Genomic DNA, 15,819 nt, shown 5'->3' on the forward strand with positions numbered 1-15,819 from the left:
TCGGCGGCGGAGGGACGGCGGCCGGGCGGCGGGCCCGCTGCGGGCACGATCTTGCCGCACCACCCGTTCGGCCCTCCGACTGCCCAGGCCCGACCGCCTGAACCCGACCCGGCAGCCCGCGCCACCATCGAAAGCTGGTCACCGCATGCTCGACTACGACGACACCGGATTCCGCCGCAACGGCACACCGCACCGCATCGTCTCCGGCGCCCTGCACTACTTCCGGGTCCACCCGGACCTCTGGGACGACCGGCTGCGCCGCCTGCGCGCCCTCGGCGCCAACACCGTGGACACCTACATCCCCTGGAACTTCCACGAACTCCCCTCCGGAGAGGTGGACTTCACCGGCTGGCGGGACGTCGCCCGGTTCGTCCGACTGGCCCGGGCGCACGACCTGGACGTCATCCTCCGCCCCGGCCCGTACATCTGCGCCGAGTGGGAGTTCGGCGGCCTGCCCGCCCGGCTGCTCGCCGTCGACGGGCTGCGGCTGCGCACCTCCGACCCGGCCTTCCTGGCCGAGGTGGACGGCTGGTTCGACGCGCTGGTGCCCGAGCTGCTGCCGCTGCTGGCCGGCCGGGGAGGCCCGGTCGTCGCGGTCCAGGTCGAGAACGAGTACGGCAGTTACGGCAACGACGCCGCCTACCTGGCGCACCTGCGGGACGGTCTGGTCGCCCGCGGCGTGGACTGCCTGCTGTTCACCACGGACGGCTCCGAGGACTACATGCAGCAGGGCGGGGCGGTCCCCGGCCTGCTCGCCACCGCGACCTTCGGCTCCCGCGCCCCCGAGCGGTTCGAGGTGCTCCGCCGCCGGCAGCCCAAGGGGCCGCTCGCCGCGATGGAGTTCTGGATCGGCTGGTTCGACCGGATCGGCGAACCGCACCACGTCCGGGACGCCGAGGAGTCCGCCCGCTCGCTGGACGAGCTGCTCGCCACCGGCGCCTCGGTCAACCTCTACATGGCGCACGGCGGTACCAACTTCGGCTTCTGGTCCGGCGCCAACCACTCCGGCGCGAACCCGTACGACGCGGGGTACGAGCCCACCGTCACCAGCTACGACTACGACGCGCCGATCGGTGAGGCGGGCGAACTCACCGAGAAGTTCCACGCCCTGCGGGCCGTGATCGGCAAGTACGTGCCGCTGCCCGACGGCGAACTCCCCGCCCCCGAGCCCCGGCTGGCCCCGCGCCGACTGGACCGCGCGACCGGCCGGGCCCGCCTGCTGGCCTCGCTGGACGCCCTCTCCACCCCGGTGCGCCGGGCCGCCCCCGAGCCGATGGAGAAGCTCGGCCAGTCCCTCGGTCTGATCCACTACCGCACCCGCGTCCCGGGGCCGCGCCCCGCCATGCCGCTGCGCATCGACGGCATCGGCGACCGCGCCCTGGTCTTCGCGGACGGCCGCCCGCTCGGCGTCCTGGACCGCAACGCCCCGGGCGGGACCCTCCCGCTGGAGACCGGCCCGGCCGGCGTCACCCTGGACATCCTGGTCGAGGCCCTCGGCCGAACGAACTACGGCCCCCAGCTGGACGACCGCAAGGGCATCGGCCGCGGCGTCTCGCACGACCGGCAGCGCCTCTTCGACTGGGAGATCCGGCCGCTACCGCTCACCGACCTCGACGCGCTGGTCTTCGAGGAGGCCACCGGGACGGACGACGGCGACCCGGCATTCCACCGCTTCGAGACCGACCTCGACGCACCCGGCGACGCCTTCGTCGCGCTCCCCGGCTGGGGCCGCGGCCTGCTCTGGCTGAACGGCTTCCTGCTCGGCCGCTACACCCACGAAGGCCCGCAGCGCACCCTCTACGCCCCCGGCCCGCTCTGGCGCGCCGGCCGCAACACCCTGGTCGTCCTCGAACTCGACCACCACGGCGAGGCCCTGGAGCTCCGCGACCTGCCCGACCTCGGCGACACCACCCGCGCGCCCAGCGCCGACTACTGACCCCGGGTCCCGCCCCCCGGCCCGGGCGGCCCGCACCCGCGCACTCACGCGGTGCGGCCGCCCGGGCCGGACCGGACCGAGCCGAACCGAGCCGGGCCGAACCGAGCCGGGCCGGACCGGTGGAGCCGGTAAGGAATCCCCTCGTCGACGCCGGAATCAACACGCCCCGGGCGCGGTTGACGGAGCGGCAGGCCGATGATCACGGCCCGTGCATCCGTCAGTCATCTGTCATCTGTCATCTGTCAGCAGTCAGCAGTCAGCAGCCGAGGGGGAGCCATGTCCGGCAGTGCCGGTGTGAACGGGAGCGTCGCGCCCGGGTTCGAGGAGGTGCGGGCGGAGTTCGCCGCCGTCGTCGCCGCCGAGCCGGAGGAAGGCGGCGCGCAACTGGCCGTCCACCTGGACGGGCGCCGGGTGGTCGACCTCTGGGCCGGCGAGGGCGTCTCGGGCGACTCGCTGTTCGCCCTCTACTCCTCGGCCAAGGGCGCGGCCCACCTGGTGGTGGCACTGCTGGTGCAGGAGGGCGTGCTGCGCCTGGACGAGGAAGTGGCGCGGTACTGGCCGGAGTTCGCCGCGGAGGGCAAGTCGGGCGTGACCCTGCGGCAGCTGCTGGAGCACCGCGCCGGGCTGATCGGCGTCGACGGCGGGTTCACGTCGGAGGAGCTGGCGGACGACCGCCGGCTCGCCGACCGGCTGGCCCGGCAGAAGCCGTACTGGGAGCCCGGCACCGCGTACGGCTACCACGCCTTCGTGATCGGCGCGCTGACCGGCGAGGTGGTCCGCCGGCGGACCGGCCGCTCGCTCCAGGAGCTGTTCGAGGAGCGGGTCAGGGCGCCGTTCGGGCTGGACTTCCATCTCGGACTGCCCGCCGAGCTGGAGCCGCGCTACCTGCCGGTGCGTCCTGCCCGGCCCGCCCCGGGCGGGCAGGCCGAAGGCGGGCCGACCGAGGGGCCCGCGCCCGACAGCCTCACCGGAATCGCCTTCAACCTGAACGCCGCCCGGCCCACCGACCTGGTGGAGTTCGGCAACACCCGCTCGGTCCGCGCCCAGGGCCCGGCCTCCTCCGGCGGGGTCGGCAACGCGCGCGGGCTGGCGGCGATGTACGCGGCGGCGGCGCACGGGGTGGACGGGCGGCCGCCGCTGCTCACCGCCGGGACGATCGCCGAGTTCGGGCCGGTCCGCACCCCCGGCACCGACCTGGTGACGGGCGAGCAGGACCACTTCGGCCTCGGCTTCGAGGCGCAGAGTTCCCGCTACCCGTTCCTCGGGCCGGAGGCGTTCGGGCACAGTGGCGCGGTGGGCGCCCAGTCCTTCGCCGACCCGCGCAGCGGCATCGCCTACAGCTACACCCGCCGCAGCTTCAGCCCCGGTGGCGGCGGCGGTGCCCCGGAGAACCACCGCCTGGCCGCGGCCACCGTCCGGGCCGCGGCGGCCGTACGAGGCGCCACGACCGGCTGACCCGCGGACGGCACGAGACAGCACGGGCAACGCGGGCAGCACGCGCGATGCGCACAGCACGAGCGGGACCGGCGGGCGGGCGGGGTAGATTGCCGGGACTCCCCCGCCCAGCCCCCAGGAGCCCCGCGTGCTCGACACCACCGACGCCGCCCTCGTCCGCGAGCTGCAACGGGACGGCCGGGTCAGCTACCAACGGCTGTCCGAGCTGCTCGGCATCTCGCGCGAGGCGGCCCGAGCCCGGGTGCAGCGGCTGCTCCAGCGCGGCGAGGTGCGGATCGTCGGCATCGTGCCGCCCTCGGTCGCCGGCATCGAGGCGGTGGCCCACGTGTCGCTGGACGTGGCCGGGCCGGGCCGCCCGGTGGCGGCGATGGCGGCCGGGCGGCGGGCGGCCAGCTTCGTGTCCTGCACGGCCGGCCCGCAGAGCGTGATCGCGGAGGTCAGGGTCGCCGACGAGGCCGCGCTGGAGCGCGAGTTCGCGGCGCTGCGAGCGGTGCCAGGGGTGCGCGGGCTGGAGGTGTTCCGCTGCTCCGAGCTGGTCCGGGACGCGTACTCGCCCGAGGTGGCGGGCGTCCCGGCGGGGCCGCCGCCCGAGCTGGACTCGACCGACCGTCGGCTGCTCGGGCTGCTGCAGCTGGACGGGCGGGCCAGCTTCGCCGCGCTGGCCGAGCGGATCGGCCTCTCCCAGCCGGCGACCCGGGCGCGGGTGCTGCGCCTGCTGGAGGTGGGCGCGGTCCATGTGACCGGGCTGGTGGAGTCGCGTGCGGTCGGTGTCCGGGAGGCGGCCGGGGTCGGTCTGGGCGTCCGGGGGCCGGCCCGGGCGGTGGCGGAGGCGGCGGCCGCGCTGCCGGGGGTGAACTACGTGGCCACCGGCTACGGGCGCTTCGACGTGGTCTGCGGCCTGGACGCGCCGGACCGCGCCGAGCTGTTCACCGGGCTGGAGGCGGTGCGCGCGCTGCCCGGCGTCACCCGCTCCGAGACGTGGATGCACCTGGACATCGTGAAGGAGTCCTACACCTACGATCTGCCCGTCGGCTAGGCGATCGACTCCCCAGGACCTCTCTCGTGCGAATGATTCGCAGGCCATCACACAAATGACAGGTGAAACGATGCCTGAACATTCTTGACGCGTTCTTTTCGCCACCCTTCAATGGCCGGACACCTTCCCCCGCGAGAGAGTCCGGTCCCCGATGGCGTCCTCCCCTCCCCCTCCGCCCCAGGTCTCGGCGCTGCCGCGCTCGCTGGGCGTGTTCGGCGGGGTCCTGCTGACCCTGTCCTGTGTCACGCCCGCGTCGTCGCTCTTCATCGTCGTCCCGCCGCTGCTCCAGTCGCAGGGCAGCGGCGCGGTGATCAGCCTGCTGGTCGCCGCGGTGCTCTCGCTCGGGGTCGGCCTCTGCTACGCCGAGCTCGGCACCCTGGTGCCCAGCGCGGGCGGCGAGTACTCGATCGTCGGGCAGGTGCTCGGGCGGCTGGCCGGGTGGCTGGTCTTCGTGATCTCGATCGTCTCGCTGCTGGTGATCCCGCCGATCATCGCGCTCGGCACGGCCGGGTACCTGGGCTCCGTCCTCACCGTGGACCCGGCCGTCGCCGGCGCCCTGGTGATGTGCGTGGCGGTCGCCGTCGGCGTCCTGGACATCAAGTCGAACGCCCTGATCACCGGCGCCTTCCTCGGGCTGGAGGTCCTCGCCGCCGCGGTCGTCACGGTGCTCGGCCTGACCCACGTCCGCCAGCCGGTGTCCACCCTGGTGCACGCGGTGGTCCCGGACGGGCAGGGCGGCACCTCGCCGTTCACCGCGGGCCTGCTGATCTCCGGACTGGCCGTCGCCATCTTCACGTACAACGGGTTCGGCACGGCGGTCTACCTCTCCGAGGACCTGCGCGACCCGCGCCGTTCGGTCGCCCGGACGGTGCTCTGGTCCCTGCTGGCCGGGGTCCTGGTGATCACCCTGCCGGTCGTGGCGATCTGCCTGGGCGTCGCCTCGCCGGACCAGCTGGCGGCGGGCGACCTCGTCGCCGTCGTCGACGACTGGGCGGGCAGCGGCGTCGGCACCTTCGTGAGCCTCTGCATCGCGGCCGCCATCCTCAACGCCGTCATCGTGATGGTGATCCAGAACGGCCGGGTGCTCTACGCCTCGGCCCGCGACCGCACCTGGCCCGACCCGGTCAACCGCGCGCTCGGCACCCTGCACCCGCGCTGGGGCTCGCCCTGGGTCGCCACCCTGGCCATCGGCCTGCCCGGCGCGGTGCTGGCGCTGACCGTGCCGATCGACGCGCTGCTCGGCTTCACGGGCGTGGTGGTCGCCGTGATCTACCTGCTGCTCGGCGTGGCCGCGCTCGCCGCCCGGCGCGGCCGCCACCGCTCCACCGACGCCTGGCGGATGCCGCTCTGGCCGCTCGCGCCCGTCCTCACCACCGTGGTCCTGGGCTACACGCTCACCCGGCAGTCCGCGCGCGACCTGCTGATCACCCTCGCGGTGCTGGCCGCCGGCGTCCTCTACTGGTTCGCCTACCTGCGCCCGCGCTCCGCCACCCACTGGGTGCTCAGCCTCCCCGCCGACCAGGAACCCGCGTTCCGGTCACCCGCCGCCGAGCCCCCCGCCACCCGCACCCCCGCGTCCGCCACCGCCGCCGCCACCGCATCCCCCGCCACCGCGTCCGCCACCGGCGCAAGCACCGCCACCAGCACCCCGGAGCACCCGTGAACCGCCCCGCCGAACTGATCGTCCACAACGCCCACGTCCACACCGTCGACGACCGGCGCCCCCGCGCCGAGGCCGTCGCCGTCCGGGACGGGCGGATCGCCTGGGTCGGCGACGGCGACGGCTGGCGCGACCTGGCGGGCCCCGGCACCGAGGTGGTCGACGCCCGCGGCCGGCTGCTCGCACCCGGCTTCATCGACAGCCACAACCACGTCCGGCTCGGCTCCGACGCGGCCTGCGTCCAGCTCGCCGGGGCCGCCGACCTGCCGGAGATCGGCCGCCGGATCGCCGACTGGCTGCGCCGCAACCCCGACGCCGAGTGGATCGAGGCCGAGGCCTTCGACTACTCCGCCATCGCCGGCGGGCGGATGCCCACCGCCGCCGACCTCGACCCGTTCACCGGCGACCGGCCCGCCTTCGTCCTCAGCTACGACGTGCACACCGCCTGGCTGAACACCGCCGCCCTGCGCCGCCTCGGCATCACCGCACGGACCGAGGAGCTCGCCTTCGGCACCGTCCGGAAGGACCCGGCCACCGGCGAGCCCACCGGGTTCCTCACCGACTTCGCGGTCCGCGGCCTCTCCCGCGACGGCCACCGGGCGCTGCGCGCCGCCGGGGTGCCCTGGGCCGCGCCGGACCGCCAGTACGGCCGGCTCTGCGCCAGCCTCGACCTGGCGACCCGGTACGGCCTGACCACCGTCGTCGAGCCGCAGAACTCGCTGGACGACCTGGCCCTGTTCGAGCGGGCCATCGCTGAGGGCCGGCTGCGGTCCCGCCTGGTCGCCGCGCTCTTCCACCCCCGCGGCACCACCGACGCGGACCTGGCCGAGTTCGCGGCCGCGGCCCGCCGGCACGACACCGACCGCTTCCGGGTCGGCCCGCTGAAGCTGTACATCGACGACGTGGTCGAGCCGCACACCGCCGCCCTGCTGGAGCCGTACGCGGGCCACCACAGCCACCGGGGCGAGACCTTCTACCCGGCCGGGGAGTTCGCCGAGGTGCTGGCGCGGCTCGACGCGGCGGGCTTCCAGGCCTTCGTGCACGCCACGGGCGACCGGGGCATCCGTACGGTGCTGGACGCCGTCGAGCACGCCCGGCGGGTCAACGGCCCCCGGGACGCCCGGCACCAGGTGGTGCACGTCGAGTGCCTCGACCCGGCCGACGTGCCCCGCTTCGCCGGGCTGGGCGTGGTCGCCTGCATGCAGCCCCGGCACTGCTCGCCCGACATCGCCGGGCCCGGCCGCGACTGGGCCGAGGCGGTCGGTGAGCGGCGCTGGTCGAAGGCCTGGCCGATGCGCAGCCTGCGGGACGCGGGCGCGGTGCTGGCGTTCTCCAGCGACTGGAACGTGGCCGAGATGGACCCGCTGGTCGGCCTCTACACGGCGGTCACCCGGCAGGGGCTGGCCGGCGGGGAGGCGTGGGTGCCCGAGGAGACCGTCCCGCTGGCCGACGCGCTGCGCGGCTACACCCTCGGCAGCGCCCACGCCAACTTCCTGGAGGACCGGCTGGGCTCGATCACTCCGGGCAAGCTCGGCGACCTGGTGCTGTTCTCGGAGGACCTCTTCGCCGTGGACCCGAAGGCGTTCCTGGACGCCCGGGTCGACCTGACGGTGGTCGGCGGCGAGGTGGTCCACCGCGCGGGCTGAGACCGGGGCCTCCGGGTGTGCCCGGAGGCCCGCCCGCCGTAACCCGGCCGGCCCGGGCCCGCCGCGCCCGGGTCCGCCCCGTCGGGGGCGGTGACGGTCAGCGTCCGACCGTCCGCCGGGCCGCCGGCCCCCACCGGGGCGGCTCCTCGGGCACCGGGTCGGGGACCGTCACCGGCACGGCGCTCGGCGGCCGGGCGCCGGTGATCCGGCTGAGTTCCTCGCTGCCGGGCCGCACCTGCGCACAGGCGGGCGTGACCCCGGCGGCGGTGAGCATCCGGGCGGTGTCCCGGCGCTCGCCGGGCAGCACCAGGGTGACCACGGTGCCCGTGGCGCCGGCCCGCGCGGTCCGACCGCTGCGGTGCAGGTATTCCTTGGGGTCGCTCGGCGGATCGATGTTGACGACCAGGTCGAGGCCGTCGACGTGCAGGCCCCGGGCGGCGACGTTGGTGGCGACCAGCGCGGTGACCACGCCGGCGCGGAACTGCTCCAGGGTCCGGGTGCGCTGCGGCTGCGACTTGCCGCTGTGCAGCGCGGCCGCCCGGACGCCGCCCGCCAGCAGGTCCTCGACCGTGCGGTCGGCGGTGTCCCGGGTCTCGGCGAACATGATCGACGCCCCGGCCCGGGAGGCGATGTGGGTGACGGTCGAGCGCTTGTCCGGCTGCCGGACGTACAGGACGTGGTGCTCCATGGTGTCCACCGCGTCGGTCGGCGGATCCACCGCGAAGCTGACCGGGTCCCGGAGGAACCGCTCGACCAGCCGGTCGACGCCCCGGTCCAGGGTCGCGGAGTAGAGCATGGTCTGGCCGTCGGCGCCGACCCGGCCGAGCAGCTCGGTGACCTCGTGGAGGAAGCCCAGCTCGGCCATCTGGTCGGCCTCGTCGACGACGGTGACGGCGACGCCGTCGAGCGCGCAGTCGCCGCGCCGGACCAGGTCCGCCAGCCGGCCGGGGGTGGCGACGGCGACCTCGGCGCCCCGCTTGAGCGCCAGCGCCTGATGGTGCACCGGCAGGCCCCCCACCAGCGCCGTCAGCCGCAGCCTGGCGGCCAGGGCGTAGGGCCGCAGCGCGTCGCCGACCTGCTGGGCGAGTTCGCGGGTGGGGACGAGGACCAGCGCCACCGGGCGGCCCGGTTCGGCGCAGCGGCCCGCCGTCCGGGCGAGCAGCGGGAGCCCGTACGCCAGGGTCTTGCCGGAGCCGGTGCGGCCGCGGCCGAGGACGTCGCGGCCGGCCAGCGCGGCCGGGAGGGTCGCCGCCTGGATCGCGGAGGGTTCGGTGATGCCCTGCCGGGTCAGGACCCGGGCGAGCGCGTCCGGCAGGCCCATCCGGGCGAACGGGCCGGGCTGTGCCGGTCCGCGCGGCGGCCGGGGCGTGGCCGGGAGGCCCGGGGTGAGCGGGGGCCGGGGCGTGCCCGGGGGCCGCGGCGTCGGCCGGGGCCGGGGTCCGGGGCCGGGTGCCGGCCCGGTCGCGGAGGGGACGGGGCCTGCGCCGGAGGGTCCCCTGGAGTCCACCATGGCAGAGCCTCCTCGCCGCGCTCGCGCTCACCGGCGCCGACCGCGCGCCGTCCGGAAATGCCGAAGGGCCTGCACCGAGCGGTAGCGCAGTGCAGGCCCGTGCTGTTCGGCGGAAAGCCGCTCAGCGGGTGGTACTACAGGGGGCGAATGTTCTCCGCCTGCGGGCCCTTCTGGCCCTGCGTGACGTCGAACTCGACCTTCTGGCCCTCGAGCAGCTCACGGAAGCCCTGGGCGTTGATGTTCGAGTAGTGGGCGAAGACGTCCGGGCCGCCACCCTCCTGCTCGATGAAGCCGAAGCCCTTCTCCGCGTTGAACCACTTCACAGTGCCATTAGCCATAAAAATTCTCCTTGAAAGGGCAATTCCCGGAACCCGCACCTCGCAGGTTCCGCGTCGCCGCCAGAGTGCCCACCCGAAGAAGATCCGAGAAAATCCGAAGAAATCCGGGGAAAATCAGGGGAAAGAAAAAATGCGCCAGCCGTTACAACCGACAGGCGCACACAAAGTTCATGGGAACCAAAACTGCAACTGACATCGACTGTAGCAGGTCCCGGGGGAAAACGGCGGTTTTTTCTTCCCGGGGGTGCCGACACGTGTCGGCACCCCCGGGAACTCCGGCCCCGTACAGGCCCAGTACAGGCCCCGTACAGGCCCCGTACAGGCCCAGCGCGGGCCCGCGCGGGCCATGGACGGGGCACACGCGGCCCCGGACCGGCGCGCCGGCTACTCGACCGTCACGCTCTTGGCCAGGTTGCGGGGCCGGTCGACGTCCCGGCCCAGCGCGACCGCGGCGTGGTACGCCAGCAGCTGGAGCGGGATGTTGAGCAGCAGCGGGTCGAGCTCCGGCTCGCTCTTGGGCACCAGGATGCAGTGGTCGGCCAGCTTCGCCTCGGGGCGGCGGTGCGCGACGGCGAGCACCCGGCCGGAGCGGGCCTTGATCTCACCGAGGGTGGTGAGGTTCTTGTCGAGGAGCTCGTCGTCCGGGACGAGCGCGACGGTCGGCAGCTCGGGGCTGATCAGGGCCAGCGGACCGTGCTTGAGCTCGCTCGCGGGGTACGCCTCGGCGTGGACGTAGGAGATCTCCTTGAGCTTCTGCGCGCCCTCGCGGGCCACCGGGAAGCCGCGGACCCGGCCGATGAACATCATGCCCTCGGACTCCGCGTACTGGCCGGCGAGTTCGGCGATGGCATCGCTCTGGGCGAGGATCTCGCGGATCTGGTCGGGGAGCGCCTTGAGGGCGGTGACGATGCGGCGGCCGTCGGCGGGCGAGAGGTCGTGGATGCGGCCGAAGTGCAGGGCGATCAGGGCGAAGGCGACGACCGTGGAGGTGAACGCCTTGGTCGAGGCGACCGAGATCTCCGGGCCGGCGTGCAGGTAGATGCCGCCGTCGCACTCGCGGGCAATCGCGCTGCCGACGGTGTTGACGACGCCCAGCACCCGCCCGCCCTTGCGCTTGACCTCCTGGACGGCGGCGAGCGTGTCGTAGGTCTCGCCGGACTGGCTGACCGCGATGTACAGGGTGTCGGCCTCGATGACCGGGTTGCGGTAGCGGAACTCGGAGGCGGGCTCGCTGTGCGCGGGGATGCGGGCGAGCTCCTCGATCAGCTGGGCGCCCATCTCGCCGGCGTAGTAGGCGGAGCCGCAGCCGAGGATCTTGACCCGGCGGATCTCGCGCAGCTCCCGGGCGTCGAGGTTGAGGCCGCCGAGGTGGGCGGTGGCGAACCGCTCGTCGAGCCGGCCGCTCAGGGTGCGCTCGACCGTGCCGGGCTGCTCGTGGATCTCCTTGAGCAGGTAGTGCGCGAAGCCGCCGGTGTCGTAGGAGTCGATCTCCCAGTCGACGGTGGACGGCTGGCGGTGGGTGGTGCGGGCGTCCTCGGTGAAGGTGCGGAAGCCGTCGGCCCGGACGGTGGCCAGCTCGCCGTCCTCCAGGTGGACGACCTGGCGGGTGTAGCGGACGAGGGCGGAGACGTCGGAGGCGGCGAACATCTCCTTCTCGCCGATGCCGAGCACGATCGGGCTGCCGTTGCGGGCGACCACGATCCGGTCGGGCTGCTCGGCGTCGAGGACGGCGATGCCGTAGGTGCCGACGACCATGCCGAGGGCGGCGCGGACGGCCTCCTCCAGCTCCACGCCCTGGGCGGCGTGCGCGGCGATCAGGTGGGCGAGCACCTCGGTGTCGGTCTCGGAGCGGAAGACGGCACCGTCGGCGGCGAGCTTGGCCCGCAGTTCGTCGGCGTTCTCGATGATGCCGTTGTGGACGACGGCGATCCGCTCGGCGTTGTCCAGGTGCGGGTGGGCGTTGGCGTCGCTGGGCACCCCGTGGGTGGCCCAGCGGGTGTGGCCGATGCCGGTGGACCCCTTGAAGCGGGCCGGGACGGCGGCGGCGAGGTCGGCGACCCTGCCCTTGACCTTGCGGAGCTTGATCCCGCCGGTGCGCCCGGCGACGGCGACGCCGGCCGAGTCGTAGCCGCGGTACTCCAGCCGGGCCAGGCCCTCCAGCAGGAAGGGGGTCGCATCCTTGGGGCCGATGTAGGCCACGATTCCGCACATGGGGTGGACTCCTTGAACGCAGTAGGAGGGGAGGGGCGGGGCGGGGTCGGCCCGAGGGTGGGGCCGTCAGCCGTAGACGATCCGGCGCAGCTGCCGGGCGGAGAGCCCGGGGGCCGCGACGCGGCGGGCGGGGAGCTCCTCGGCGAGCCGGGCGAAGATCCTCTCGTTGGTCAGGCCGCGTGCCTGCAGCTCGCCGTGGCGGCGGCGGACGTACTCCTCGGTGGTCTCGGAGAAGTAGGCCAGCACCTCCGCCACCACCCGCGCCGCCTCGCGGGGCCCGAGCGGGCTGGTCCGGGTGAGGTGGGCGAGCAGGTCTTCGTGAGGGTGCGAGGGACCGGGTGAGCTGGACACGAGTGGGGAGCCTAGGCCGCGCCCGGCACCGAGATCAAAGATCCTGCCCGAATTCGGGCAGATATCGCGGCATCCGGCTCACACCCACCCCGATTCGGGCACGGATCCGACCGTCGAACGGGCGCCCGTACCGGAAGGCGGCCGGACGGGCGAACGACCGGGCGCGCGGGCGGCGGACGGCGCCGGACCCCGCCGACACGCCCTTGTAGGGATACGCACCACCACGTAGCGTGATTCCCCGCCTACGCATCGGGGGAGACGGATCAGGACACCGGATTCGTCTCGGAGATTCGTGTCGGAAGAACCGGAGGCTTGCTGATGTGCGGGATCACCGGATGGGTCGCCTACGACCGCGACCTCACCCTGGAACGTCCAGTGCTCGACGCCATGACGGCCACCCAGGTCTGCCGCGGCCCGGACGCCGGCGGGGTCCACCTGGAGCGGCACGCCGCGCTCGGCCACCGCCGCCTCGCCGTGATCGACGTCGAGGGCGGCGTCCAGCCGATGACGGTCGAGCACGACGGCCGGACGCTGGCCGCCCTCACCTACAGCGGGGAGGTGTACAACCACCGCGAACTGCGCGCCGAACTGGAGGCCGCCGGCCACCGCTTCCGCACCCGCAGCGACACCGAGGTGGTGCTGCACGCCTACCTGGAGTGGGGCGAGCACCTCGCCGAGCGGCTCAACGGCATGTTCGCCTTCGCGGTGTGGGACGCCCGCAGCGAGGAGCTGGTGCTGGTCCGCGACCGGATGGGCGTCAAGCCGCTGCACTACCACCCCACCCCGGACGGCGTGGTCTTCGGCTCCGAGCCGAAGTCCCTGCTCGCCCACCCGCGGGTGCCCGCGGTCGTCGACCTGGACGGGCTGCGCGAGCTGCTGGCCCTGGCCAGGACCCCGGGCCTCACCCCGTACCGGGGCATCGTGGAGGTCCGGCCCGGCCACGTGGTCCGGGTCCGCCGCACCGGCGTCACCGTCCGCCGCTACTGGGCGCTGGAGGCGCGCGAGCACACCCAGGACCTCGCCACCACGGTCGCCACCGTCCGGGCGCTGCTCGACGACATCGTCCACCGCCAGCTGGACGCCGACGTGCCGCTCTGCTCGCTGCTCTCCGGCGGCCTCGACTCCAGCGCCGTCACCGCGCTGGCCGCCAAGGCGCTGCGCGCGGCGGGCGCCGGACCGGTCCGCTCCTTCGCGGTCGACTTCGCCGGGCAGAGCGAGCACTTCCACGCGGACGCGGTCCGCTCCACGCCGGACGGCCCGTACGCCGCGCTGCTCGCCCGGTACGTGGGCGCCGACCACCGGGTGATCGAGCTGGACAGCAACGCCCTCACCGACCGGGCGCACCGGCTCGCCACGCTGCGCGCCCGGGACCTGCCGGGCGGCTTCGGCGACATGGACACCTCCCTGCTGCTCCTCTTCAAGGGGGTGCGCATGCAGTCGACGGTGGCGCTGTCCGGCGAGTCGGCGGACGAGCTGTTCGGCGGGTACAGCTGGTTCCACGACCCGAAGGCCGTGAACGCCGACGACTTCCCCTGGGCGGCCTCGCTGACCGGGCTCGGCGGGGCCGGCGCGGGCCCGCGCGAACAGCTGCTCGACCGGGGACTGCTCGGCAAGCTCGACCTGGCCGGCTACCGGCACGTCCGGTACCGGGAGGCGCTCGCCGAAGTGCCGCACCTGCCGGACGCCGACCCGTTCGAGCGGCGGATGCGGGAGATCTCGTACCTCAACCTGACCCGCTTCGTCTGCATCCTGCTGGACCGCAAGGACCGGATGAGCATGGCCACCGGGCTGGAGGTGCGGGTGCCGTTCTGCGACCACCGGCTGGTGCAGTACGTCTTCAACACGCCGTGGTCGATGAAGCACTTCGACGGCCGGGAGAAGAGCCTGCTGCGCGCCGCCGTCCGGAACGTGCTGCCGGCCGAGATCGCCGACCGGGCGAAGGCCCCCTACCCGAGCGTGCAGGACCCGCACTACCCGGAGATGCTCCGCAGCGAGCTCGCCGAGCTGACCGGCTCCCCCGGCGCCCCGGTGCTCGACCTCCTGGACCGGCGGGGGCTGGCCGACGCGCTCGCGCCGGACACCGACCCGCAGTCGGTCCGGCTGGCCGTCGACCTGGCGCTCGACCTCAACGCCTGGCTGACGGAGTACCAGGTCTCGCTCGAACTCTGACCCCCCGTCGGTTCCCCCGGACGGCGCACCGCACCCGCTGCGCCGTCCGGCCGGGGACGGGCCGGAGGTGGGCCGGAGGTGGGCCGGAGGTGGGCCGGTGACCGGGGCCATCCCGCCTCGTTGACCGGGCAGGACGTGCGATAGCGTCGCCGACACCTCCCGAATGGCGGTCGAAAACGCGGAATCCCACGCCCGTGCCGTCAGGATGGGGAGCGACCCGTCCGTCTCGATCCGCCGGGGGATCTCCGCCATGCAACCGCGAGCCTTCGCGATTCTCACCGCCCTGCTGCTGGGGGTCCTGGGCCTGGGGTCGGTGGCCGTCACCGACTGGACGCCCGACCAGGTCGCCGCGGCGGTCGGCCCGGCCGCCCCGGGGAGCGCCGGAGCGAACACCGCGGACGGCACGGCCGGGGCCGCGCCCGCCGGGACCGCGCAGCCGGCCGCGAGCGCCACCCCGACCGGGGACCCGGCGGTGTGGACCCGCTCGACGCTGCGCAACAAGCTGATGGCCGAGATGGAGTCCACCGACCCCGGCGTCGCGCTGGCCGACCTCGACCGGATCACCAAGCAGCTGCCGTACACCGTGCGGTTCTGCCACCCGATCGCGCACGAGCTCGGACACGCGGCGGTCAAGCGGTTCAACGCCGACTTCCAGAAGGTCATCTCCTTCCCGCACGAGACCTGCGCCGCCGGCTACCTGCACGGCGCGGTCGAGGAGATGCTGAACGCCTCCGCCCAGCCCGAGACGGACCTGCTCAAGCTCTGCGCGCCCAAGAACAGCGGCCCGTGCATCCACGGCGTCGGCCACGGCACCATGTTCGTCGCCAAGCAGGACGTGGCCAAGGCGCGCGACCTGTGCAACAAGTTCACCACCGACCAGAACCGGATCCGCTGCTCGGAGGGCCTGTTCATGCAGCTCTTCGGACCGGACGAGGAGGACGAGAAGGCGAAGGCGAACCTGCCCGCCGACAAGCTCGCCCAGGACCCGCTCTACCCGTGCAAGGAGCAGCCGTCGCTGTTCCAGTCGGCCTGCTTCTTCTACGCGCCGACCTTCTACCTCTCCTCTCACGACTACCCGAACCACCCCGAGGTGTACGCCGAGGCCCTGAAGTGGTGCCTCAACGGCAAGGCCGGCGGCGGGTCGGTGGACTGCAGCCGCGGGGTCGGCTCGCGCACCATGAAGTACAACCTGGACCGCGAGGACTGGGCCGCCCAGCAGTGCGCCACCGCCGCCGACGGCTGGCAGCGCAAGGCCTGCGCGGAGGGCCTGGTCAGCTACTACACGGTCAACTACACCGACGGCGGTGCGGCCGGCCGGCTCTGCGCCAAGATCACCGACCCGGAGATGCAGGGCTACTGCCGCTCCGCGGGCGGACTCTCCGCCTCGCTCGACTGACCGGCCCGCCCGGAGCGGACCTCCGGCCCCCGGCCCGCCGCACCGGCCGGGCCGTTCCGTCCCAGGTAGTGGGCCCGCGCCGCACGGCGCGGGCCTCTCTCGTACGATCGG

At 74.1% G+C, this 15,819-nt stretch carries 11 protein-coding genes; 7 read left to right on the forward strand and 4 right to left on the reverse strand.

What is annotated here, in order from left to right; translation table 11 throughout:
- Positions 1-145: 145 nt before the first annotated feature.
- The 5 genes from AC067J_RS17720 to AC067J_RS17740 all read left to right on the forward strand — a co-directional run bounded on the left by AC067J_RS17720 (position 146) and on the right by AC067J_RS17740 (position 7,733).
- Positions 146-1,936: a glycoside hydrolase family 35 protein gene (locus tag AC067J_RS17720; RefSeq protein ID WP_478300150.1), complete on the forward strand. Its 1,791-nt coding sequence runs from the start codon at positions 146-148 to the stop codon at positions 1,934-1,936.
- Between the two features lie 276 nt (positions 1,937-2,212).
- Complete coding sequence (locus tag AC067J_RS17725; protein WP_478300152.1) at positions 2,213-3,391, forward strand: serine hydrolase domain-containing protein; 1,179 nt, start codon at positions 2,213-2,215, stop codon at positions 3,389-3,391.
- 127 nt (positions 3,392-3,518) lie between these two features.
- The gene (locus AC067J_RS17730; RefSeq protein ID WP_478300154.1) at positions 3,519-4,427 is read left to right on the forward strand and encodes an Lrp/AsnC family transcriptional regulator; all 909 of its coding nucleotides are present in this window, start codon (positions 3,519-3,521) and stop codon (positions 4,425-4,427) included.
- 151 nt (positions 4,428-4,578) lie between these two features.
- Positions 4,579-6,090: an APC family permease gene (locus tag AC067J_RS17735; protein ID WP_478300156.1), complete on the forward strand. Its 1,512-nt coding sequence runs from the start codon at positions 4,579-4,581 to the stop codon at positions 6,088-6,090.
- A complete protein-coding gene (locus tag AC067J_RS17740) occupies positions 6,087-7,733 on the forward strand; it encodes an amidohydrolase (protein ID WP_478300158.1) in 1,647 nt (548 codons plus the stop codon). Before AC067J_RS17735 ends, AC067J_RS17740 begins: the two co-directional genes overlap by 4 nt.
- A 97-nt stretch (positions 7,734-7,830) precedes the next feature.
- Here AC067J_RS17740 and AC067J_RS17745 read toward each other — a convergent pair whose 3' ends face one another.
- From AC067J_RS17745 to AC067J_RS17760, 4 genes are all read right to left on the reverse strand, one after another.
- On the reverse strand, positions 7,831-9,054 hold the full coding sequence (locus tag AC067J_RS17745) for a DEAD/DEAH box helicase (protein ID WP_478300159.1): 1,224 nt from the start codon (positions 9,052-9,054) through the stop codon (positions 7,831-7,833).
- Positions 9,055-9,377: 323 nt separating this feature from the next.
- The gene (locus AC067J_RS17750) at positions 9,378-9,581 is read right to left on the reverse strand and encodes a cold-shock protein (RefSeq protein WP_042388274.1); all 204 of its coding nucleotides are present in this window, start codon (positions 9,579-9,581) and stop codon (positions 9,378-9,380) included.
- A gap of 384 nt (positions 9,582-9,965) precedes the next feature.
- Positions 9,966-11,792 (reverse strand): glutamine--fructose-6-phosphate transaminase (isomerizing), encoded by a 1,827-nt coding sequence (gene glmS, locus AC067J_RS17755; RefSeq protein WP_478300162.1) that lies wholly within the window; start codon positions 11,790-11,792, stop codon positions 9,966-9,968.
- 66 nt (positions 11,793-11,858) lie between these two features.
- Complete coding sequence (locus tag AC067J_RS17760; RefSeq protein ID WP_327683601.1) at positions 11,859-12,143, reverse strand: hypothetical protein; 285 nt, start codon at positions 12,141-12,143, stop codon at positions 11,859-11,861.
- Between the two features lie 318 nt (positions 12,144-12,461).
- On the opposite strand from AC067J_RS17760, the gene asnB reads away from it, so the two are divergent.
- Both asnB and AC067J_RS17770 read left to right on the forward strand, forming a co-directional pair.
- Positions 12,462-14,312, forward strand: a complete 1,851-nt coding sequence (gene asnB / locus AC067J_RS17765; RefSeq protein WP_478300164.1) for an asparagine synthase (glutamine-hydrolyzing) — start codon at positions 12,462-12,464, stop codon at positions 14,310-14,312.
- A gap of 250 nt (positions 14,313-14,562) precedes the next feature.
- Positions 14,563-15,708, forward strand: a complete 1,146-nt coding sequence (locus AC067J_RS17770) for a hypothetical protein (RefSeq protein ID WP_478300166.1) — start codon at positions 14,563-14,565, stop codon at positions 15,706-15,708.
- Positions 15,709-15,819 lie beyond the last annotated feature (111 nt).

The organism is Kitasatospora sp. NPDC042419 (genome assembly GCF_056437345.1).

Bases quoted from the DNA above. Each gene is read 5' to 3' on its own strand.
- AC067J_RS17720 (WP_478300150.1), top strand. From the start codon at position 146: ATGCTCGACTACGACGACACCGGATTCCGCCGCAACGGCACACCGCAC.
- AC067J_RS17725 (WP_478300152.1), top strand. From the start codon at position 2,213: ATGTCCGGCAGTGCCGGTGTGAACGGGAGCGTCGCGCCCGGGTTCGAG.
- AC067J_RS17735 (WP_478300156.1), top strand. From the start codon at position 4,579: ATGGCGTCCTCCCCTCCCCCTCCGCCCCAGGTCTCGGCGCTGCCGCGC.
- AC067J_RS17745 (WP_478300159.1), bottom strand. From the start codon at position 9,054: ATGGGCCTGCCGGACGCGCTCGCCCGGGTCCTGACCCGGCAGGGCATC.
- AC067J_RS17750 (WP_042388274.1), bottom strand. From the start codon at position 9,581: ATGGCTAATGGCACTGTGAAGTGGTTCAACGCGGAGAAGGGCTTCGGC.
- glmS (WP_478300162.1), bottom strand. From the start codon at position 11,792: ATGTGCGGAATCGTGGCCTACATCGGCCCCAAGGATGCGACCCCCTTC.
- asnB (WP_478300164.1), top strand. From the start codon at position 12,462: ATGTGCGGGATCACCGGATGGGTCGCCTACGACCGCGACCTCACCCTG.
- AC067J_RS17770 (WP_478300166.1), top strand. From the start codon at position 14,563: ATGCAACCGCGAGCCTTCGCGATTCTCACCGCCCTGCTGCTGGGGGTC.